Raw genomic sequence first — 20,084 nt, 5'->3', positions numbered from 1 at the left:
GGGCCTTCCCTCCTCAGCACAAGGGCCTCAAATCACCACCTCCCGCATCACGCGGCGGCAATCCATCTCGTATTCGAGATCGACCACAGGCGGCCGTGCGAAATGCCAGGTCAGGCCGGAGCGCAGCGCGCCGCGGCGGACCAGTTCATCGACGAGCGCGTGGTGGAAGTCGTGGACGGAATAGGCCTGCACGCCGGTCGTGTCCTTCCAGCCGAAACCGAACGCCGCCATCCGGCTCTCCATCTGCGACGTCGTGGTGAAGCGCACCTTTTCCCGCAGCCCCTCCGGGCTGAGGTCGCGATAGCGCACGGTGCGCTCAACATAGGTGCCGCTGCCCTCGCGCGCCTCGGCGCCGCCGGCGATCACGAAAGACGGTGCCTTGGAGCGCGTGGGGCGGGTGAAGGAGAACGCATAGAACGACGGCTCGGCCGGCGGATCGATCTCGGGGCAGACATTGCTGCGTGCCACCGGGTTGGTGGTGCCGTCGAAGATGCCCCATTCCGACAGCGTCTTCACATAATGCAGGTTGAACGCGCGAAAGCCTTCCTCGCTGAAGGCCGCCGGCGAACGCAGTTCGCAGGCGCAGAACGCCGTCAGGGGACGACCCGCCTCCTGGATGAACTTTGCCGCCATCGCAAAGCCTTCCGCGAGCGGCACCAGGCGATCGAAGCGGACGCGCTCGATCTCATAGCCCTCATCCGCGGCTGCGCCCGCAGAATATTGAAACACGGACGGAATGAAGCGGTAATTGCCGGCAGAGAAATCACGAACCATGACGCACTCCTATTCAAGCTGCATGCGAATGCCCTTGGCGCCGTTGAGCAGGCGCTTCAGGTGGAAGCCGGCCAGGGAATCGTCGGCATGCATGCCGACCAGCGCGGCAAAGGCCGGCATGGCCGCGGCATCGCCGGCTTCCATCTTGGCGAAAGCCTCAGAGTACAGCGCCGTTTCCGGCGCTTCGAATTTGCCCGGGGGCAGCGGCTCGAACGCGCGTAGCGGCTCGCTGCGCCCACGCAGCATCAGCTCGCCCACGGGGCGGCCTTGAAAATTCCCAGCCGCCTCGGCGACGCCAGCGCTGACGCAAATGCGGGTGCCCAGATGCTTGTTGGCGGCCTCCAGCCGCGCGGCGATGTTGATGGTATCGCCATAGGCGGTGTAGTCGAAGAAGCGGTTGCCGCCAAAATTGCCGACCAGCGCCGGGCCGGCGTGAATGCCGATGCGGGTGGCGCCAAAGGCAACGCCCATCGCACTCTGGCGCGCGCGAAACTCCTGCGCCCAGGCATCGAGCTCGTGGGCGCAGGCGACCGCGCGCGTGGCATAATCCGGCTGATCTCCGGGCGCGTTGAAGAGCACCTGGATCGCGTCGCCGATTATCTTTGCGACCGTGCCCTCATGGGCAAAGACGACCTCGGTCATGCCGCCGACATACTCGTTGAGCAGCTTGCCCAACGTCTCGGGCGGCGCGGTCTCGACCAACGAGGTGAAGCCGGTGATGTCGGTGAAGATGGTGGCGACGTCGCGCCACCGCACTTCGATGCCCTCGCCCTCACCGCTGGCGGCCAGACGCCTGGCGAGCTCAGGCGAGAAATGACGCGACAGCGCGGCGTGGGCGCGCTCGGCTTCCATCTGGCGGCGCTTCACCTCGCGCAGCATCTCGATATGACGGATGGTCTTCCCGATCGTGGCTTCCAGATCGGCAAAGTCGATCGGCTTGGTCAGGAAGTCGAACGCGCCGCGGTTCATCGCGGTCCGGATGTTGCTCATGTCGCCATAGGCGGAGACGATGATGGTCGACTTCTTGTCCTCGGCCTCCTGGAGCTTCGCCAGCAGCGACAGCCCGTCCATCCGGGGCATGTTGATGTCGGAGACCACCATGTCGACTTGCGGATTCTGCTCGAGCGAAGCCAGCGCCTCGATACCGTCGCGAGCGAACATGATCGTAACCTCTCCGCCGCGAATCTGCCTGCGGAACTTTTGCAGGACCAGCGCCTCGAGATCCGGCTCGTCATCGACGAAGAGGATGGTCGCGCTCATGCGGCTTGCTCGAGCCTCGTGTCGATCTCCTGCCGCAGCAGCGCGAAATCGATCGGCTTGGTGAGAAGCCCGACGGCGCCGCGCTCGATCGCCTTCCGCCGGGTCTCGGCGTCGCCATAGGCCGTGATCATGATCACGGGAACGTCCGGGTGTGCGGCGCGAACTTTCGGCAGCATGTCCAGCCCGCTCATGCCGGGCATATTGATGTCGGACAGGATCAGGATCAACGAGGGGTCGCGAACCTCCGCGGCGCGCTTGAGCGCATCGGGCGCTGAAGAGGCGAACTCCATCTGGAAGCGGCCGGCGCGCAGCTCGCGGCGGAATTGCTGCCGGAACAGCGCCTCGACGTCGGGCTCATCGTCGACGACCAGGATGTAAACGTTCAAGACTTGCCTCCGGAAGTGTCGCCTGCCGTCATCGTGCGCGGCAGGGTGATGATGAATTCGGTGAATACACCGGGTGTGGTGTTCACGTCGATGGTGCCGCCGTGCTGTTTCACGACGATATCATGGCTCATGGACAGGCCGAGGCCGGTGCCCTCGCCGGCCGGCTTGGTGGTGAAGAAGGGATTGAACATCTTCTCCATCACGTCGGACGGAATGCCGGTGCCGTTGTCACGGATCCGGATTTCGACCCTGGCGCCGAGGTCCTTGGTCGCGGCGCTCAAGGTGGGCTCGAACGCTTCGCCCGCGCTCTCCTTGCGCTTGGCGGCGGCATAGAATCCGTTGGAGATCAAATTGAGGAGGACGCGCGTGATCTCCTGCGGATAGATGTCGACCATGCCGGCGGCGGGATCGAGGGCGCGCTGAAGTGCGACGTTGAAGGACGGTCGTTCGGCGCGCGCGCCGTGATAGGCGAGGTTGAGGCTCTCCTCCACGACCGCATTGATATCGACGGCGCGATGCTCGCCGGAGCCCTCGCGCGAATGCAACAGCATGTTCCTGACGATGGAATCGGCTCGCTTGCCGTGCTGCACCACCTTCTCGAGGTTGCCCTTGAGCATGTGGGTGAGCTCGTCGACCTCTTGTTTGGTCTTGCCGTCGAGGCCTGCCGCTTCGAGCACCTCGTTGAGCTCGTCGATTAGCTCGGTCGAGAGAGCTGAGAAATTGTTGACGAAGTTGAGCGGGTTCTTGATCTCGTGCGCGATGCCGGCTGTGAGCTGGCCGAGGGACGCGAGCTTTTCGGTCTGGACAAGGCGGTCCTGCGCGGTCCGAAGCTCGTTGAGGGATTGCCGTAGTTCGGAGGTCCGCTGCTCGACCTTCTTTTCGAGGTCGGCATAGGACTCCTGCAAGCGCGCGCCCATGTCGTTGAACTGGTCGGCGAGCCCTTCGAGCTCGTCACCCGTCCGGATCGAGATGCGCTGCGAGAAATCGCCGCCGCCGATCCTTTCGGCGCCGCTGCGCAGCGCCTGGATCGGCCCGACCATGCGGCGCGCGAGGAATATCCCGGCAAGCACTGCGAAGATCGACGCCGCCAGCAGCACGATCGCGAGCCGCTGCAGCGAGGCGTAGAGCGAGGCATAGGCCTCCTCGACCGGCAGCTCGACGAACATGGTCCAGTGCAGCGGCTCGATGGGGGCCGATGCCGTCAAGACCTTCTGCCCCTGGATATTGCGCGCTCCCTCGAGCGCATTCGGCATCGTGCCGCCGGCAGCCTGCGCGGCGCGCACCTGTGCGAGGCCGGACATGTCGGTGTTGCGCAGCACGAGACTGATGTCGGGGTGGGCGATCAGGCGGCCTTCCGGGCCGACCACATAGGCGTGCCCGCGCTGGCCGACCTTGATCTGCGAAACCACGTCCCAGATCAGCTTGAGATTGACCTCGGCGATGCTGACACCGGCATCCTTGCGCGCGCCGGCCAGCGCCAGCGTCATGTAGGGCTCGGACTCCCGGCGGAAATAGACCGGCCCGTAATAGACCTTGTGGGCGACCGCCTCGATGAACTTGGGGTCACCGGACAGGTCGGTCCCGCTCTCGATCGCGTCCATCGCCAGCCGCGAGACCCGCAACCGTTCCTTGCCGGTCGAATCCACCTGGGCAAGCTCAGTGATGGCAGGTACCTGACGCAGCAGCCGCAGCGCGTCGAACCGGCGCTGCTCGATCGAGCTCGCCGACCACGGCAGTTGCGTGGTCCAGCCGAGCTGGCTCTCGATCTCCTTGACGAACTGGCCGATCTTGGCCGCGGCTGCTTCGGCCTGCTCATGCTGGACCTGGATCAGCGAGGCCTTGTGCTCACGATAATAGAAGAAGACCTCAAACAGGCCGTTGGCCAGCAGCGCGATGGCGACGACGGCCACGAACAGCGCAACGTATTTGGTGAACAGCCGCGCCCGGATCCCCCGTCCCGCGACCGCGCCGGAGGCGGCCCCAGCCGGAGCCGCGCTCGGCAGCGTCCTCGCTTGCGGGGTATCAGGATGGAGGGAAAGGCTCATCCCGCGAAACTAGCAAGAAGCGCGGACCTTGTCTCTTGCGAGCGCAGGAGGCCGCGCCCCAGGGCTGCGGCGCCGACTGCGGATGCGGTGGCGCAACGAAAAAGGGCGGCAGCGGATGGACCGCTGCCGCCCCCTGGTTCGCTTGCTGACAGCTTCAGGTCGGCCGCAGGGCCTTGGCGTCGAGATCGAGCTCGGCAACCTGCTTGTTCCGCTCGGAATCGGCCGCGGCGCGGTGGTCGGTCGCCAGCACCACATACACCGCCGGCAGCACGAACAGCGTGAACAGGGTGCCGATCGACATGCCGGCGACGACGACCAGACCGATCGAGAAGCGGCTGGCCGCGCCCGCGCCGGTCGCGGTCAGGAGCGGGATCAGGCCGGTGACCATCGCGGCCGTCGTCATCAGGATCGGCCGCAGGCGGATGCGAGCCGACATCTCGATGGCCGAGCGGCGGTCGAGCCGCTCGTTGACCTGGAGTTCGTTGGCGAACTCCACCATCAGGATACCGTGCTTGGTGATCAGGCCGACCAGGGTCAGCAGCCCGACCTGCGTGTAGATGTTCATGGTCGCCACGCCGAAGAACAGGGGAATCAGCGCGCCAACGATCGCCATCGGCACCGAGATCATGATCACCAGCGGGTCGCGCAGGCTCTCGAACTGCGCCGCGAGCACCAGGAAGATGATGATCAGCGCGAAGCCGAAGGTGATCGCGAGCTGGTTGCCTTCCTGAACATATTGCCGGGAATCCGCCAGATAGTCATGGCTGAAGCCCTGCGGCAGCTTCTTGGCCTCGCTTTCGAGGAAGTCGACCGCCGCGCCGACCGTCACGCCGGGCATCGGCACCGCCGAGAACGTCGCCGAATTGAGCTGATTGTAGTGGGTCAGCGAATTGGGATCGGTCTTGGTCTGGATCGACACCACCGTCGACAGCGGAAGCTGCTGGCCGGTATTGGTCGTCACGTAGTAACCGCCGAGCGATTCCGGCGACAGCCGCTTGGCGCGCGGCACCTGCGGGATCACCTGATAGGACCGCCCCTCGAGATTGAAACGGTTGACGTAGTTACCGCCGAGCAGCACGGCGAGCGTCGCACCGAGGTTCTGCATGTTGACGCCGAGATCCTGCGCCTTGCTGCGGTCGATCGTCACCTTCACGTTGGGCTGGTTGAAGTTGAGATCGCTATCGGAGACGATGAACATGCCGCTCTTGCGGGCTGCGTCCTTCAGCTTCTCCATCTGCTCATAGACCGTTTGGAACCCCGCGGTGGAGTTGATCACCATCTGAACCGGCAGGCCGCCGGGCCCGCCAGGCAGGGGCGGCAGGTTGAAGGCGAACGCTTGCACGCCCTCGATCTTGGAGAGTTCGGCCTGCACCAGCGGCTTCAGAGCGATCGACGAGCGCTTGCGCTCGTCCCAGGGCTTGAGCAGCATGCCGGCGATGCCGCCCTGCGGACCGTTGATACCGTTCAGCACGAAGCGCAGATCGGTCTCGGGGAATTGCTGGAATTTCTCGTCGAGTTTCTCGCCGTAGAAATCGACATAGTCGATATTGGCGTATTTCGGTGCCTTGGTGACCGCGAACACGATGCCCTGGTCTTCCTCCGGCGCCAGCTCCTTCGAGGTGTGCATGTAGAGGAAGCCGACGAGCCCGAGGATGGTGATCGCGAACAGGCCCGTGATCGCCTTGTAGTCGAGCGAGCGGTCGAGCTTGCGGCCATACCAGCGCGTCAGCGCGCCGAACACCCGGTTGACGAGCTTGGCGAAGCGGCCCTCTTCGGTGTTCTTCAGCAGCACCGAGCACATCATCGGCGACAAGGTCAGCGCGATCACGCCCGACACGATCACCGAACCCGCCAGCGTAAACGCAAACTCGCGGAACAGCGAACCGGTGAGGCCGCCGAGGAAGCCGATCGGCGCGTACACGGCGGCCAGCGTGATGGTCATCGAGATGACGGGACCGACGATCTCGCGCGCGCCTTGCAACGACGCCTGGACCGGCGTCTTGCCCTCCTCCAGATGGCGATGGATGTTCTCCACCACGACGATGGCGTCATCGACCACGAGACCGATCGCCAGCACCATCGCGAGCAGCGTCAGAAGGTTGAAGCTGAATCCCAGCGCCAGCATCAGGGTGCAGACGCCGATCATCGACAAGGGAATCGTGACGACCGGGATGATGACCGACCGCAGCGAGGCCAGAAACAGGAAGATGACCACGATCACGATGATCACGGCTTCGCCCAGCGTCTTCTCCACCTCGTCGATCGAGGACTGGATGAACTTGGTCGAGTCGTAGGCGACCTTCATCTTCATCGACGGCGGCAGATTGCGTTCGAGCTCGGGGAACAGCGCGCGCACGCCCTTGACCAGCGTCAAGGGGTTACCCTGTGGGGTGGCCTGCACACCGATGAAGATCGCGTGCTCGCCGTTGAAGGCGACGCTCGCATCGGTGCTTTGGGCGGCGAGCTCGACGGTGGCGATGTCCTCCATCCGCACGAAGCCGCCGTCCTTCGCCTTGACGATCATCTTCTTGAACTGGTCGACGTTGGTCAGGCCCGTATTCGTCGAGACGTTCGAGACGATCAGATAGCCCTTGGCCTGTCCGGCCGCGGACTGGAAGTTGTTGGCCTGGATGGCCGACGCCACGTCCGCAGGCGACACGTTGCGGCCGGCCATCTTCTCGGGGTCGAGCCACAGCCGCATCGCGAAGGTCTGCCCGCCGAGGATGTCGGCGGAAGCCACGCCGTCGACGGTCGACAGCACCGGCTGCACCACACGCGTCAGATAATCCGAGATCGCCGAACCCGAGAGCTCCTCGGACGAGAAGCCGAGATACATCACGGCCGTGGTCTGGCCCGTGGTCTTGGTGACGATCGGGTCGTTGGATTCCTTCGGGATCAGATATTTGACCGAATTCGTCTTCGCCAGCACCTCGGTGAGCGCCTGGTTCGGATCGAAGTTCAGCTTGATGTAGACCTGGATCGTCGAGGTGCCGAGCACCGAGGACGACGTGATGTAGTCGACGCCTTCGGCGGAGGCGACCGCCTGCTCGATAGGCGTCGTGATGAAGCCCTGGATCAGGTCAGCGGATGCGCCTGGATAGACGGTCGTGATGTTGATGACCGTGTTCGACAGCTTGGGATATTGCCGGATCGGCAGCACCATCGCCGCACGCAGGCCGATCAACAGAATCAGCAGGCTGACGACGACCGACAGAACCGGGCGCTTGATGAAAATATCGGTAATGGCCATCGCGGCGATCTCGATTTCTTTGTCTCAAGAGAAGTGATCCGGCGAGGCCGGATCACTCGAATGTCATGGATCAGTAGCGCGGCGGCTGCGCCGGGATCTGCGGAACCGGGTCGGTCGAAATCGACACCGCAGCGCCCGATTGCAGCTTGAGCTGGCCGACGGCGACGACCTTGTCGCCCGCCTTCAGACCCTTGATGATCTCGACGCGACCTTCGACCCGGCTGCCGGTCTGCACAAAGGTGCGCACCGCGGAAAGACTGGTCTTGCCATCCTCTCCTTTCTTCTCGGTGATCACGAACACGGAGTCGCCGTACAGCGTGTAGTCGACCGCCGTCTCCGGCACGGTGATCACGGCCGGCTTGTCCGGCAGCACCACCGTGGTGTTCACGAACATGCCGGGCTTAAGGATCTTCTCCGGATTGGCAACGGTCGCCTGCACGCGGATGTTGCGGGTGTCGGCCGAGATCTGCGGCTCGATCGTGGTGATCTTGCCCTCAAAGATCCGGCCCGGATAGGCATCGACCTTGAGGCGGACGGTCTGGCCGACCTTGAGGCTGCCGGAATCCTTTTCGGTCACCGTGAAGTTGGCCCACAGTTCGGAAAGGTCGGTCAGCGACACGATCGCCGTGCCTGCCGTCAGATATTGACCGACCTCGACCTTGCGGACGCCGAGATCACCGGCGAAGGGTGCGCGCACCAGCTTCTGCGAGATCAGCGCTTCAGTCTTGGCGATGCCGGCCTGCGCCTGGTCATAGGCAGCCTGCGCGGAATCGACGGTGGCCTGCGGCCCGAACTGGCGCGAGGCGAGCTGCTTGGCGCGATCGAGCGACAGCTGCGCGACGGTTGCCTGAGCCTTGTAGTTGGCGAGGTCGCCCTGCTCCGGCGCGTCGAACAGTTGCACAAGCGGCGTGCCAGCCTCGACACGCGTGCCCGGCTCGAACTTGATCTCGGTGACGCGGCCGTTGACGTCGGCGCTGACGTCGACCTGGTGCACGGCGACGAGGCCGCCGACCGCGGTGAGCAGGTTCGGCACCACCTCGGACTTTGCCTCCGCCGCGCTGACCGCGGTCGGCGGCGGCTTGTTGTTGGCGAAGAACTGCTTGATCATCTGGCCGCGGAAATAATTGAACCAGACGAGGCCGCCGACGAGCGCGGCCAGCAGCGTGCCGACGATGATGAACCAGAGCACCGGCCGGACCGGACGCTTGGGAGCCTTGTTGTCGATCGGTTCGCCCGAAATCTTGTGTTCGGTTACGATGTTCATGTCATGCACTTTCTGCAATCGCCGTCCTGCCGGCATCCGCGGCCTGATCGTGGCCCAGATGCGAAGCAATTGCGGCGTCGTTAAGTCCGATACCCCTCAGGAGAAACTCACACAGCTGCCGCTCGAGGTCGTCAGCCTTGCCGTAGACCAGGCAAGGCGTGGCCGAAAGTCTGGTCAGCGCCGTGGTCATCACCGTGTGATGCGCAAACCAGAACAGGTTGAGCGGATCGCCGCTGCATGGCCGCGCGTCCCCGGCGACAACGGCACGTTCGAGCGAGGCGACGAAGATCGCCCCGATCAGCGTCTCGATCTTGGCATACAGCAACCGGGCGAATTCGCCATCATCCAAATGGCTCGTGGCCATCAGTCGCAACCGCTGCGCCTCTTCTTGATCGGGACCATCGGCGATGTGGAGGAAATGCTGGACCATGCCGCGGATCACCTCGACCAGTGTGGCGGTCGAAGGCTCCCGTTCGAGAAGTTCGGTGAGCGCCGGATCGGCCTCGCATTCGTCGCTGAGGATTTCGGCGTAGAGCGCCGCCTTGGACGGGAAATGCTTGAACAGCAGCGCCTCGGAAATGGCAGCGGCGGCCGCCACGCTCTTCGTCGTGGTGCCGGTATAGCCATGTCGGGCAAAGCAGCGCTTCGCGGCACCGAGGATCAATTGACGCCTCAGGTCGCTCGTCATACGCAATGAGCTCATGCTGGGTGAGTAAGCACTCACCCACGCAGAAGTCAAGTATTATGTTGCATCGCAACCTAAGTGCGTTGTAAATTCAGTGGAAATTGATCCCGCCCGCTCGGGTCGCGTGCAGGCCCTAGGCGCCACCGGAAGGGACAGGCCCGCCCTAGATCGGCTGGAAGCCGAGGTCGCCGCGGATCCGGTTGAGAATGTAAGTCCCGTCCCGGCTTGGCAAAATCCGCTCCAGCTCGGCGCTGCCGATCTTGATATTGGCAAAGCGCGGCCCGGCCGAGACGTCATGGACGGCTTTGGCGAAGGCCTCGACCTCGGCCATGGTCGTGACAGAACGGCTGTCATTGATGCCGCAGGCGCGGGCGACGCCGACGAGATCGGCGGCCGCCGAAGTGTGGCTGGTCTGCCCGCCCGTCTCGCCATAGGCCTCGTTATCGAGCACCGCGATCGACAGGTTGGACGGCTTCTGCAGGCCGATGGTGGCAAAGCTGCCCAGGCCCATCAGCATCTCGCCGTCGCCGGTAATGACCAAGACCGGCAGCTTCGGCTGCGCCAGTGCGAGGCCGAGCCCGATCATCGCAGCGCCGCCCATGCCGCCCCAGAGGTAGAAGTTACGGGCGTGGTCGCCGGCCGCGCACATGTCGTTGGTGGAGGCCCCGAGGCCGCCGATCGCGACGACGTCCTTGCGGTTCGCAAGCAGCGTGGAGACCACCTGCCGGCGGTCGAGGAGATTGGCCTTGCTCATTTGGTGAAAACCTTGGCGCCGATCAGGCGCTGCGACAGGAGGACAGCGGTGGGCGTCAGCGCGTTGTAGGCCTGCGATGCAGCAGCCTCCAACACGGCCGGCACCTCGGCCGCGTGCGAGGCGCGTAGCACCTGGACGCCCGAGAGCTCGAACACGCCCTGGGTGGTCGATCCCATCGGCACCTGCCACGGATTGAACTCGCCCCACTCGCCGCGCATGGTGACGAGGGTGAGGAATGGAAAGCGCAGGATCGGGATCAGCGACAGCATGTTGATGCAATTGCCGACGCCGCTCGACTGCATCAGCAGCACGCCGCGCTGCCCGCCGGTCCAGGCGCCGGCGAGGAGCGCAACGCCCTCCTCCTCCGTCGTCAGGGGAATGCCGCGCATCGTCGGTGAGGCCAGCACGCGGTTGATCAGCTTCGAATGGCCTGCGTCAGGCACATAAGGCACCTGGCGGACGTCGAAGCGTTGCAGGGTTGCAAAGATATCATCGGGCCAAAGAACACTTGATTCTGGGGCCGTGTCGGGAGCGTCAGCGCGCGCGTGCATTTTCCTGTCCGGTCGGCTAGCAGTGTTCGAAGACTGTAGACGCATGCTCGCGTCGACCGAACAACAAAAACGGCATATCGGCTTTAACCGGCGAGTATAACGGGATGAACGCAGATGCGAAGGAGCTGGCGGCTAGCTTCGACCTCGAGAAGCTAACGCCCGAGTTCTACGACAACCCCTATCCGACCTATCGTGCACTGCGGGAGAACGAGCCGGTCAAGCGCCTGCCGAATGGCACCGTGTTCCTGACCCGCTACGACGATCTCGTCACGACCTACAAGAACACGAAGTCGTTCAGCTCGGACAAGAAGCGCGAGTTCGCCCCGAAATACGGCGACACCCCGCTCTACGAGCACCACACCACCAGCCTCGTCTTCAACGATCCGCCGGCGCACACGCGCGTGCGGCGCCTGATCATGGGGGCGCTGTCACCGCGTGCAATTGCTGGGATGGAGGGCGATCTCATCAAGCTGGTCGACGGCCTGCTCGACGCCATCGCAACCAAGGGCGCGTGCGAGCTGATCGAGGACTTCGCAGCCTCGATTCCGATCGAGGTGATCGGCAATCTGCTCGACGTGCCTCATGAGGAACGCGGGCCGCTGCGCGACTGGTCGCTGGCGATCCTCGGGGCGCTCGAACCCGTGGTCTCGCCTGAAGCCGCCGCGCGCGGCAACAAGGCGGTGACGGATTTCCTGGCCTATCTCGAAACGCTGGTGGCGCGCCGGCGTGCGAAGCCGGGCAATGCCGAGCGTGACGTGCTGACGCGGCTCATCCAGGGCGAGGAGAATGGCGAGCGGCTGACCGAGAAGGAGTTGCTGCACAATTGCATCTTCCTGCTCAATGCCGGCCACGAGACCACGACCAACCTGATCGGCAACGGCCTCGTCGCGCTGGACCGCAATCCGGACCAGAAGCAGCGCCTGATCAACCATCCGGACCTGATCAAGACGGCCGTCGAGGAGATGCTGCGCTACGAGAGCTCGAACCAGCTCGGCAACCGCATGACAACCGAGCGCGTCGAGCTCGGCGGCGTCATGCTCGAAGCCGGCACCTCGGTGACGCTGTGCATCGGCGCGGCCAACCGCGATCCCGCGCAGTTCCCCGATCCTGAGCGCTTCGACATCGCGCGCACGCCGAACCGGCACCTCGCCTTCGCCACCGGCGCGCATCAATGCGCAGGCATGGCGCTGGCGCGGCTGGAAGGCGCGATCGCGATCTCACGCTTCCTGGCGCGCTTCCCGAACTATGCCGTGAGCGGACAGCCGGTGCGAGGCGGCCGGGTGCGGTTTCGCGGCTTTTTGAGCGTGCCCTGCACGATCGGCTGAGGCGCCAAAACAAAAATTGCGAAAACAACCCCATGCACAGTAGCCAACCCTCTGATTCAACTCGTCAATCAGACGGGCAGGCGCACGGTGTCGAATTACCTACACCACCGTCTTGTGCCTGGTGATGCAGGTGCTGAGCACCTCGTCCATCGGCTTGCCCCACCAGTCGTTGGAGAAGATCTCGATCTCGGAATAGCCGGCAAAGCCCTGCGCCTCGACCGCAGCACGCACTGATTTGATGTCGATCACGCCGTCACCCATCATGCCGCGGTCGTTGAGGATGTCCCTGGTCGGCACCAGCCAGTCGCAGACATGGAAGGCCAGCAGGCGATCCCGGCCGGCGCGCGCGACCTGGCTCATCAGCTCGGGGTCCCACCAGATGTGATAGACGTCGAGCGCGACGCCGAGCATGCCGGTGCGGCCGGGGTCGAGCCGGTCGCAGATATCGAGCGCCTGCTTTGTCGTGTTCACGCAGGCACGGTCGGCCGCGTAGGCCGGATGCAGCGGCTCGATCGCCAGCGGCAGATTTGCCTGTTTGGCATAGTCGAGCATGTCGGCCAGCGCCTCCTCGACCTGCCCGCGCGCTGCCGCGATGTCCTTCGACGCCTCGCTGCCCGGCCGCGAATATTGCGGCAGGCCGCCGACAACGAGAACGATGCAGGACGCACCCAGCGCCTTGGCTTCGTCGACGCAGCGCCTGTTGTCGTCGCGCACTTCGCTCCGGCGCGATGCATCCGAGGTGAACATGCCGCCGCGGCAATAGCCTGACAATTCGAGACCGGCATCCCGCACCGCGCGCGCGGCACGCTCCAGACCGACGGACGCAACCTGGTCGCGCCAGGGATCGACGGCGCGGATGCCGTGCCTGGCACAGGCCTCGATGATCGCGACGAGATCACCCTGCTTGCGGACGGTCGCCGTATTCAGCGACAGCCAGCGATGGTCGGACGAGAAATCGCGCATCAGGATTCGATACCGTGGGTGGCGAGCACGGTCTTCATCCGCTGCGTCGCGAGTTCAGGATTGGCGAGCAGGCCGGCCTTGTCGGCGAGACGGAACAGCTCTGCGAGATGCAGCGTGGAGCGCGTGCTCTCCTGTCCCCCGACCATGGTGAAATGGTCCTGATGGCCATTAAGGTAGGCCATGAACACGACGCCGGTCTTGTAGAAGCGCGTCGGCGCCTTGAAGATATGACGCGACAGCGGCACCGTTGGTCCGAGCACGTCGTGGAAGCCGGCCTCGTCGCCGGCAGCTAACCGCGACAGCGCATAGGACGCCGCAGGCGCGATGGCGTCGAAGATGCCGAGCAGCGCGTGCGAGAAGCCTTCGCTGTCGCCGGCGATCAGCTCAGCATAGTTGAAGTCATCGCCGGTATACATCTTGATGCGCTTGTCGAGACGACGGCGCATGTCGATCTCGCGCTGCTTGTCGAGCAGCGAGACCTTGACGCCGTCAACCTTGGCGGCGTTGCCGTTGATGATGGCGACAGCCGTGTCCATCGCCTTGTCGAGGTCTTTGGTACCCCAATATCCTGACAGCGCGGGATCGAACATGTCGCCGAGCCAATGGATGATCACGGGCTCGCGGACTTGCGACAGCACGCGGTCATAGACCTTGGCGTAGTCGTCGGCGTTGCGGCCGAGCTTTGCCAGCGCGCGCGACGCCATCAGGATGATGCGGCCGCCGACCTTCTCGACGGCCGAAATCTGCTCCTCATAGGCGCGGATCACATCATCCAGGCTCCTGGCGTCCTCGACCGCGAGATGATCGGTGCCGGCGCCCGAGAACACCAGCGCGTTGCGCCGCTTGGCGGCGCCGACCGAGCGCGTGATCAGCTCCAGCGAGGTCGGCCAATCCAGCCCCATGCCGCGCTGCGCGGTGTCCATCGCTTCGGCGACGCCGAGGCCGAGGTCCCAGACGTGTTCGCGAAAGGCGATGGTCTTGTCCCAGTCGACGGCAACCGACAGCCAGGGATCATTGTCCGCGAAGGGATCGGCCACGGTATGCACCGCGGAGAACGCGATACGGTTCAGCGGCCCCTCGAGCTTTGCGGGAAACGTGCGCGAGGCAGCTAACCGGTAGGTCTCGATCGAGCGATCGGCCTTCGGCAGCTTGAGGGACAACGACGACATGGGTTGGACGGGCTTGTTCATGTGTCCCTCCTCAGGCCTTGATTGGCGCGACGTCAATCCAGCGCCGCTCCTTCCAGCTCTTCAGCGCGCATTCGGCGAGTTGCACGCCCTTGACGCCTTCGAGCAGCGTGAACTTGTAGGGCGCATCCTCGTAGACGTGGCGGATGAACATCTCCCACTGCTCCTTGAAGCCGTTGTCGTAAGCGACATTGTCGGGCAGCTTCTGCCAGTCGCCGTAGAAATCATGCAGCCGCTTCTCGTCGGGATTCCACACCGGCCTCGGGGTCGCCTGCCGCGCCTGGATCATGCAGTCGGAGAGGCCTGCGACCGCCGAGCCGAGCGTGCCGTCGACCTGGAAGGTGACGAGGTCGTCGCGATAGACGCGCGTCACCCAGGACATGTTGATGTGGGCGATGATGCCGCCTTCGAGCTGGAACGTCGCGTAGGCGGAATCGTCCGCGGTGGCCTTGTACTTCTTGCCCTGTTCGTCATAGCGCTCGAGAATGTCGGTATTGCCGATGCAGCTTACGCTCTGGACATTGCCGAACAGGTTGTCGAGCACATAGCGCCAGTGGCAGACCATGTCGAGAATGATGCCGCCGCCGTCCTCGTCGCGGTAGTTCCATGACGGCCGCTGCGCCTCCTGCCAGCCGCCTTCGAACACCCAATAGCCGAACTCGCCGCGCACCGAGAGGATGCGGCCAAAGAAGCCGGAGTCGCGCAGGAAGGCGATCTTCTTCAGGCCGGGCAGGAACAGCTTGTCCTGCACCGTGCCGTGCTTGACGCCCTTGGCATTGGCGAGCTTGACGACTTCGAGCGCCTCCTCGAAATTCGTCGCGATCGGCTTCTCACAATAGACGTGCTTGCCGGCATTGATGGCCTGGGTCAGCAGTCCCGGCCGCGCCTGCGTGGTCGCGGCGTCGAAGAACATGGTGTCGTTCTTGTCGGCGAGCGCCGCATCGAGGTCGGTGGTCCAGCGCGTGATGTTGTAACGCTTGGCGAGCGCCTCGACCTTCTCGGCGCTGCGGCCAACCAGGATCGGATCCGGCATGACGCGGTCGCCGTTCTTCAGCCGCACCCCGCCCTGCTCGCGGATCGCGACGATCGAGCGGATCAGATGCTGGTTGAGCCCCATGCGGCCGGTGACGCCGTTCATGATGAGACCGAGGCGTTGGGTGGTCATGCCAATTGCTCCCTAGGTGATTTTGGCTGTTCGAGCGGGCTGAGCGCCGACCAGTCCGGATGGACCGACGTCGCAAAGCCCGCAGCATGGAGCGATCCCGTCAGGAGATCGCCGTCGTGAATGGAGAGGCGGATGCCCTGCCCGGCATCGGCGTAGAGATCGGGATGCGCGGCTGCAAAGGCCCGCGCTTCGGCGAGAGGCGTTTCCCCGAAGCCATCGACATAATGATGGCCGTTGCGCTCGGCGTGGGTGACGCCGATAAACGCGCCGAGCGCGAGGTCCTGCTGCACGGCAAGGCCGGCCTGGCAGGTGAGATCCTCGCCGGAGACGAAGAACTGCTCGCCTTTCCCGCTCCACTTCGCTGCGCGGGTTGCATTGACGATGGATTTGTAGAGGCCCTTGCAGGACTTCGAGGAGATGCCGCGATAGCCGAGCGCCCGCGCCGCCGGGAAGGCATCGTAGGAATCGTCCGCTTCGTCGACGATGAAACCGCGGGCGGCTAGAGCGCCGAGCGGGGATTGCCGCGTGATATCGCGCGGCATCGGCTGCTCGACATAGAGCAGCCGCGATGCAATCGATCGAAGGTCGACGTCGTGATCGAGCCGGCCCATCAGCGCGCCCAGCGCGGCGAGATCGGCGTACTGCTCGTTCGCGTCGAGCGTCACCTTGCAGTCGCGCCCGAGCGTATCGAGCTCCTTGCCGATCCGCGCCAGCCGCACCGCATCCGCTGTGGGATCGCCCGACAGCTTCAGCTTGAAATAATTCGCACCGCCGTTCTCGCGGGCATCGGCAACGCCACCCTCGCCTTCGACGGTATCGTCGAGGCCGACGGTATGCCTGATGGCAACGCGCGGCAGCGGCTTGCGGCCGGTGAGAAAAGCCGTGAGATCCGCATCGTTCAGATCAGGCGAAAGCCGCGCGTCGATGGCTGCGATGTTGCCAGCCATCCCGTCGAAGAAGCTCGTTCCGACGGCGCGCAAGAGCGCATCGAGGATCGCCTTGTCGATTTCCGCGGGACCATAAGCCGCAGCGAGCGCTGGAATGTTCTTCTTCGCGCAGGTCGCGACCTGGGCACCGATGCATGAGGCATGCAGATCGAACGCGGTATGGAATCCGGTCCGCGCCAGATAGAGACCCCGCGCGATGTCCAGCGACCGCCGCAAGCCATCGACCGTCTGCGCCGGAGACAACTCCGGCCGCTTGTCGAACCATTTCGGCACCAGCAGCTCGGCGCTGGCGCCGACCTCAACGCCCCTGCCCTCGACCTCGATCTCGACCCTCACGAAGAGCTGCGGCGTTGCATTAATTGTAATCGCGCCAAAGCGGAATGGCCGCGCGAAATGCACGGGACGTTCGAAGAAGGCGATGTCTCGCAGCTTCAGGCGCGGCGCCATGGTGTTAGTTCTTTCCCGAGATGCAGCTCAGGCGGCAGTGCACCTCTCCCGCTTGCGGGAGAGGTCGGCGCAAAGCGCCGGGTGAGGGCTTTCTCTTCCGGGGGGGGTCTCGCGAGTGGAGACACCCTCTCCCCAACCCTCCCCCGCAGGCGGGGGAAGGAGCGCACCGCGCTTGAGGCGATCAATGAGACTCCGATGACCACTCTAATCCAACGCCCCTTGCGAGAAGAAATGCTTGCGGATGCGCTGCACGAGCTCGGTGAACACAGGGTCGGCCATCACGTCGAGCGAGCGCGGGCGCGGCAGCGGCACGTCGTAGATCGCGGCGATTGCGCCGGGGCGCTCGGTCATGACTAGCACGCGGTCGGCGAGGAACACGGCTTCCGGAATCGAATGCGTGATCAGCAGCACGGTCTTCTTCGTCTCGCGCTGGATTCGCATCAGCTCGACGTTCATGCGCTCGCGCGTCAGCGCATCGAGCGCGCCGAACGGTTCGTCCATCAGCATGATCCTGGGATCGTGCACCAGCGCTCGGCAGATCGAAGCGCGCTGCTGCATGCCGCCGGAGAGCTGCCAGGGCAGCTTCTTCTCGAAGCCTACGAGCCCGACCAGCTTCAACAGTGACTTGGCGCGATCGAGGTATTCCTGCCGCGGCAGTCGCTTCATGTCGATCGGCAACATCACGTTGCTCAGGATGTTGCGCCAGGGCAGCAGCAACGCGTTCTGGAAGACGATGCCGACGTTGCCGTGCGGCGTCGTCACCTTCTCGCCTTCGACCAGGATCTCGCCCGACGTCGGCGGCAGCAATCCCGAGATCAGCTTGAGCAGCGTGGACTTGCCGCAGCCGGAGGGGCCGACCACGACGAAGAACTCACCGTCATTGATGTGGAAGTCGAGCGGCCGCAGCGACGGCACGTCGCCGTCGCGCGTCCGGTAGGTCTTGGACACGCCTGATAGTTTGATGCCCGAGGCATCGCCCGCACGGTCTGACACCAGGCGCAGATGGGCGGACGGTTGCATATCGATTGGCTTGGTCGCTGGGTTCATCTCACCTCGCTCCAACCGTCGTCCCTGCGAACGCAGGGACGACAGCGGAAAATCATCGCTCACGAGCCGCTCTTCGGCAGGTAATCATTGGTGTAGAAGGCCTTCGGGTTGTCCTTGGCCTTGGCATCCAGCCCGCCATATTCAACCAGCAGATTGACCGTTTCCGTCATGTTCTGATCGGTGACCTGGAAAGGCCGCTTGGTCTTGGTCTCCGCGGTCCGGTAGAGCGGGATGGTCAGTTCGAAACCTTGCGTCAGCGTGTCGATCTTGCCGCCCTTGGGGTTGGCATCGAGGATCGATTGCGCTGCCGCCTTCGGCTCCTTCTCGGCGGCCTCGACAGCCTTGGTCGTCGCCGACATGAAGCGGCGGACGAGATCGGCATTGGCCTTTACGTAATCGGTGTTGGCGATGATTCCGGAGGAAACCATGTTGATGCCGTAGTCGGCGAACTTGATCGGATAAACGTCCTTGCCGGTGGCGTCCTTGATCTTCATGGACTGATCCATGACATAGCCGAGCAGCAGATCAGCCTGGCCGTTGATGACGGCATTGAGCTTGGTCTGGCCGTCGCCGGCAACCGTCTGGAAGTCGCTCTCCTTCAGGCCGGTCTTCTTCAGGAACAGCGGCCAGATCTGGGTCATGGAATCCGCGGGCGTGATCGCCACCGTCTTGCCCTTGATGTCCTCGGGCTTCCTGATGTTCTTGTCGACGAAGCCCATGGCGGACATCGGTGAGGTCTGCAGCAGCACGCCGGTCGCGACCACGGGCGCGCCCTTGATCGCCGCGCGCATCATGGTGGGCACGTCGACATAGCCGAAATCGGCGGTCTTCGCCGCGACGGCCTGCGTGGTCGCAGCCGAGCCGCGGCCTTCCTGGATCTCGAGGTCGATGCCCTCGGCGGCATAGATGCCCTTGGCCTTGCCGTAATAGAACGGCGCATGCTCGCCATAGACGTACCAGTTCAGCATCAGCACGACCTTGTCGGCTGCCTGCGCGGGCATGGCCGCGAATAGCATCAGCGCCGCTGACGCAGCCCCAATCAAACGCTTCATCGTCACTCTCCCTTGTCGTTATGTTTCGGCCGTTGACAGCCGTTGCTTAAGTTAAGAGGCGAAAATCACGTCCTCGCGCTGGCTGACATGCCAGGGAATCACCAGCTTCTCGATGCGGTCAACGATCCAGAACAGGACCACGCCGAGCAGAGCGAGGATCACGAGCGCTGCGAACATCGTCGGCAGGTCGAACGTGCCGATCGAGCGCTGCATGACGTAGCCGATGCCGGAATTGGAGCCGACGAACTCGCCGACGACGGCGCCGACCACGGCGAGCGTCACCGACACTTTCAGCCCTGAGAAGATCGCCGGCAGCGCGTGCGGCAGGTTCACCGCGCAAAACACCTGGAAGCGGCTGCCCTGCATGGCGCGGGCGAGATCGACCATGTCAGGGTCGACCGATTTGAAGCCTTGCACGGCGGAGACCACCACCGGGAAGAAGCCGAGCAGGAACGCCGAAATCACCTTGGGAATGATGCCGAAGCCGAACCAGACCACGAACAGCGGCGCGATCGCGATCTTCGGTACGGATTGCGAGAACACCAGCAGCGGATAGACGTAGCTCTCCACCGTCTTCGAGCCCGCGATCAGCATCGCGACGGGAATGCCGAACAGCGCCGACAGCAGGAAGCCGCATACGGTCGCATAGGTGGTCGGCCAGGACTGGCGCAGCAGCTCCGGCCATTCGGTCCGCAGCACGGCGACGACATCGAGCGGCGACGGGATCTGGTAGGCAGGGATCCTGAACAGACGGATCGCGAGATCCCAGGCAACGACGATGAAGACCAGGAACAAGAACGGCCGAACCCAGGCTGCATTCAGCATCTTGGAAACAGCGTTTTGCGGCTTCGGCTCGGCCAATTTTCACTCCCGGCAGTCTTCTTCGTTGTGGGGAGAAATTAACCCGTTGGATAAATACTGTCCAGAGCTTTCCCTGTGACGTTTTGCGGCGGGTTCCGTTGGGGTGGCGGGACGGTCGCGC

At 64.1% G+C, this 20,084-nt stretch carries 17 protein-coding genes; 1 reads left to right on the top strand and 16 read right to left on the bottom strand.

The window, feature by feature from the left end; all coding sequences use genetic code 11:
• Positions 1-27 precede the first annotated feature (27 nt).
• The 9 genes from ML401_RS10655 to ML401_RS10615 form a co-directional block, all read right to left on the bottom strand.
• The gene (locus ML401_RS10655; protein WP_285811885.1) at positions 28-774 is read right to left on the bottom strand and encodes a hypothetical protein; all 747 of its coding nucleotides are present in this window, start codon (positions 772-774) and stop codon (positions 28-30) included.
• A 9-nt stretch (positions 775-783) separates the two neighbouring features.
• Positions 784-2,034, bottom strand: a complete 1,251-nt coding sequence (locus tag ML401_RS10650) for an adenylate/guanylate cyclase domain-containing protein (protein WP_259205082.1) — start codon at positions 2,032-2,034, stop codon at positions 784-786.
• Positions 2,031-2,420, bottom strand: a complete 390-nt coding sequence (locus ML401_RS10645; protein WP_018315558.1) for a response regulator — start codon at positions 2,418-2,420, stop codon at positions 2,031-2,033. Before ML401_RS10645 ends, ML401_RS10650 begins: the two co-directional genes overlap by 4 nt.
• Complete coding sequence (locus ML401_RS10640) at positions 2,417-4,465, bottom strand: ATP-binding protein (RefSeq protein WP_285811883.1); 2,049 nt, start codon at positions 4,463-4,465, stop codon at positions 2,417-2,419. Before ML401_RS10640 ends, ML401_RS10645 begins: the two co-directional genes overlap by 4 nt.
• A 154-nt stretch (positions 4,466-4,619) precedes the next feature.
• Entirely contained in the window at positions 4,620-7,715 is a 3,096-nt protein-coding gene (locus ML401_RS10635; RefSeq protein ID WP_212065332.1) for a MexW/MexI family multidrug efflux RND transporter permease subunit, read from the bottom strand.
• A 70-nt stretch (positions 7,716-7,785) separates the two neighbouring features.
• On the bottom strand, positions 7,786-8,979 hold the full coding sequence (locus ML401_RS10630; protein WP_194406957.1) for an efflux RND transporter periplasmic adaptor subunit: 1,194 nt from the start codon (positions 8,977-8,979) through the stop codon (positions 7,786-7,788).
• 1 nt (position 8,980) lies between these two features.
• Positions 8,981-9,682, bottom strand: coding sequence for a TetR/AcrR family transcriptional regulator (locus tag ML401_RS10625; protein ID WP_194408225.1), 702 nt, complete (start codon positions 9,680-9,682; stop codon positions 8,981-8,983).
• Between the two features lie 145 nt (positions 9,683-9,827).
• Positions 9,828-10,418 carry a thiamine pyrophosphate-dependent enzyme gene (locus ML401_RS10620; protein ID WP_194406956.1) on the bottom strand — a complete coding sequence of 197 codons (591 nt, stop codon included), beginning with the start codon at positions 10,416-10,418 and terminating at the stop codon, positions 9,828-9,830.
• The gene (locus ML401_RS10615) at positions 10,415-10,969 is read right to left on the bottom strand and encodes a phosphonopyruvate decarboxylase (RefSeq protein WP_211417815.1); all 555 of its coding nucleotides are present in this window, start codon (positions 10,967-10,969) and stop codon (positions 10,415-10,417) included. Before ML401_RS10615 ends, ML401_RS10620 begins: the two co-directional genes overlap by 4 nt.
• A 104-nt stretch (positions 10,970-11,073) precedes the next feature.
• Here ML401_RS10615 and ML401_RS10610 point away from each other — a divergent pair, with 104 nt between their 5' ends.
• On the top strand, positions 11,074-12,294 hold the full coding sequence (locus tag ML401_RS10610) for a cytochrome P450 (protein WP_259205077.1): 1,221 nt from the start codon (positions 11,074-11,076) through the stop codon (positions 12,292-12,294).
• Positions 12,295-12,393: 99 nt separating this feature from the next.
• On the opposite strand, the gene ML401_RS10605 is transcribed toward ML401_RS10610, so the two are convergent.
• The 7 genes from ML401_RS10605 to ML401_RS10575 all read right to left on the bottom strand — a co-directional run bounded on the left by ML401_RS10605 (position 12,394) and on the right by ML401_RS10575 (position 19,963).
• Positions 12,394-13,257 carry a sugar phosphate isomerase/epimerase gene (locus ML401_RS10605; protein ID WP_259205076.1) on the bottom strand — a complete coding sequence of 288 codons (864 nt, stop codon included), beginning with the start codon at positions 13,255-13,257 and terminating at the stop codon, positions 12,394-12,396.
• On the bottom strand, positions 13,257-14,447 hold the full coding sequence (locus ML401_RS10600; protein ID WP_212065337.1) for a dihydrodipicolinate synthase family protein: 1,191 nt from the start codon (positions 14,445-14,447) through the stop codon (positions 13,257-13,259). The genes ML401_RS10605 and ML401_RS10600 overlap by 1 nt, the downstream gene beginning before the upstream one ends.
• A 10-nt stretch (positions 14,448-14,457) precedes the next feature.
• A complete protein-coding gene (locus ML401_RS10595; RefSeq protein ID WP_259205075.1) occupies positions 14,458-15,609 on the bottom strand; it encodes a Gfo/Idh/MocA family protein in 1,152 nt (383 codons plus the stop codon).
• On the bottom strand, positions 15,606-17,003 hold the full coding sequence (locus tag ML401_RS10590; RefSeq protein ID WP_259205074.1) for a hypothetical protein: 1,398 nt from the start codon (positions 17,001-17,003) through the stop codon (positions 15,606-15,608). The genes ML401_RS10595 and ML401_RS10590 overlap by 4 nt, the downstream gene beginning before the upstream one ends.
• Positions 17,004-17,207: 204 nt before the next feature.
• Positions 17,208-18,050, bottom strand: coding sequence for an ABC transporter ATP-binding protein (locus ML401_RS10585; RefSeq protein WP_285811882.1), 843 nt, complete (start codon positions 18,048-18,050; stop codon positions 17,208-17,210).
• Between the two features lie 59 nt (positions 18,051-18,109).
• Positions 18,110-19,102, bottom strand: coding sequence for an ABC transporter substrate-binding protein (locus ML401_RS10580; RefSeq protein WP_211417822.1), 993 nt, complete (start codon positions 19,100-19,102; stop codon positions 18,110-18,112).
• A gap of 51 nt (positions 19,103-19,153) precedes the next feature.
• The gene (locus ML401_RS10575) at positions 19,154-19,963 is read right to left on the bottom strand and encodes an ABC transporter permease (RefSeq protein WP_194406947.1); all 810 of its coding nucleotides are present in this window, start codon (positions 19,961-19,963) and stop codon (positions 19,154-19,156) included.
• Between the last annotated feature and the right edge of the window lie 121 nt (positions 19,964-20,084).

It is taken from the genome of Bradyrhizobium sp. 62B (assembly GCF_030272265.2).
Classification (GTDB): Bacteria; Pseudomonadota; Alphaproteobacteria; order Rhizobiales; family Xanthobacteraceae; genus Bradyrhizobium.
Note: the sequence above shows the minus strand (reverse complement) of the source record. Positions and strands in the feature narration are given on the sequence as shown.

Excerpts from the sequence above, each read along its gene's own strand:
- ML401_RS10655 (WP_285811885.1), bottom strand. The coding sequence starts at position 774 with ATGGTTCGTGATTTCTCTGCCGGCAATTACCGCTTCATTCCGTCCGTG.
- ML401_RS10650 (WP_259205082.1), bottom strand. The coding sequence starts at position 2,034 with ATGAGCGCGACCATCCTCTTCGTCGATGACGAGCCGGATCTCGAGGCG.
- ML401_RS10640 (WP_285811883.1), bottom strand. The coding sequence starts at position 4,465 with ATGAGCCTTTCCCTCCATCCTGATACCCCGCAAGCGAGGACGCTGCCG.
- ML401_RS10635 (WP_212065332.1), bottom strand. The coding sequence starts at position 7,715 with ATGGCCATTACCGATATTTTCATCAAGCGCCCGGTTCTGTCGGTCGTC.
- ML401_RS10630 (WP_194406957.1), bottom strand. The coding sequence starts at position 8,979 with ATGAACATCGTAACCGAACACAAGATTTCGGGCGAACCGATCGACAAC.
- ML401_RS10625 (WP_194408225.1), bottom strand. The coding sequence starts at position 9,682 with ATGAGCTCATTGCGTATGACGAGCGACCTGAGGCGTCAATTGATCCTC.
- ML401_RS10620 (WP_194406956.1), bottom strand. The coding sequence starts at position 10,418 with ATGAGCAAGGCCAATCTCCTCGACCGCCGGCAGGTGGTCTCCACGCTG.
- ML401_RS10615 (WP_211417815.1), bottom strand. The coding sequence starts at position 10,969 with ATGCACGCGCGCGCTGACGCTCCCGACACGGCCCCAGAATCAAGTGTT.
- ML401_RS10610 (WP_259205077.1), top strand. The coding sequence starts at position 11,074 with ATGAACGCAGATGCGAAGGAGCTGGCGGCTAGCTTCGACCTCGAGAAG.
- ML401_RS10605 (WP_259205076.1), bottom strand. The coding sequence starts at position 13,257 with ATGCGCGATTTCTCGTCCGACCATCGCTGGCTGTCGCTGAATACGGCG.
- ML401_RS10600 (WP_212065337.1), bottom strand. The coding sequence starts at position 14,447 with ATGAACAAGCCCGTCCAACCCATGTCGTCGTTGTCCCTCAAGCTGCCG.
- ML401_RS10595 (WP_259205075.1), bottom strand. The coding sequence starts at position 15,609 with ATGACCACCCAACGCCTCGGTCTCATCATGAACGGCGTCACCGGCCGC.
- ML401_RS10590 (WP_259205074.1), bottom strand. The coding sequence starts at position 17,003 with ATGGCGCCGCGCCTGAAGCTGCGAGACATCGCCTTCTTCGAACGTCCC.
- ML401_RS10585 (WP_285811882.1), bottom strand. The coding sequence starts at position 18,050 with ATGAACCCAGCGACCAAGCCAATCGATATGCAACCGTCCGCCCATCTG.
- ML401_RS10580 (WP_211417822.1), bottom strand. The coding sequence starts at position 19,102 with ATGAAGCGTTTGATTGGGGCTGCGTCAGCGGCGCTGATGCTATTCGCG.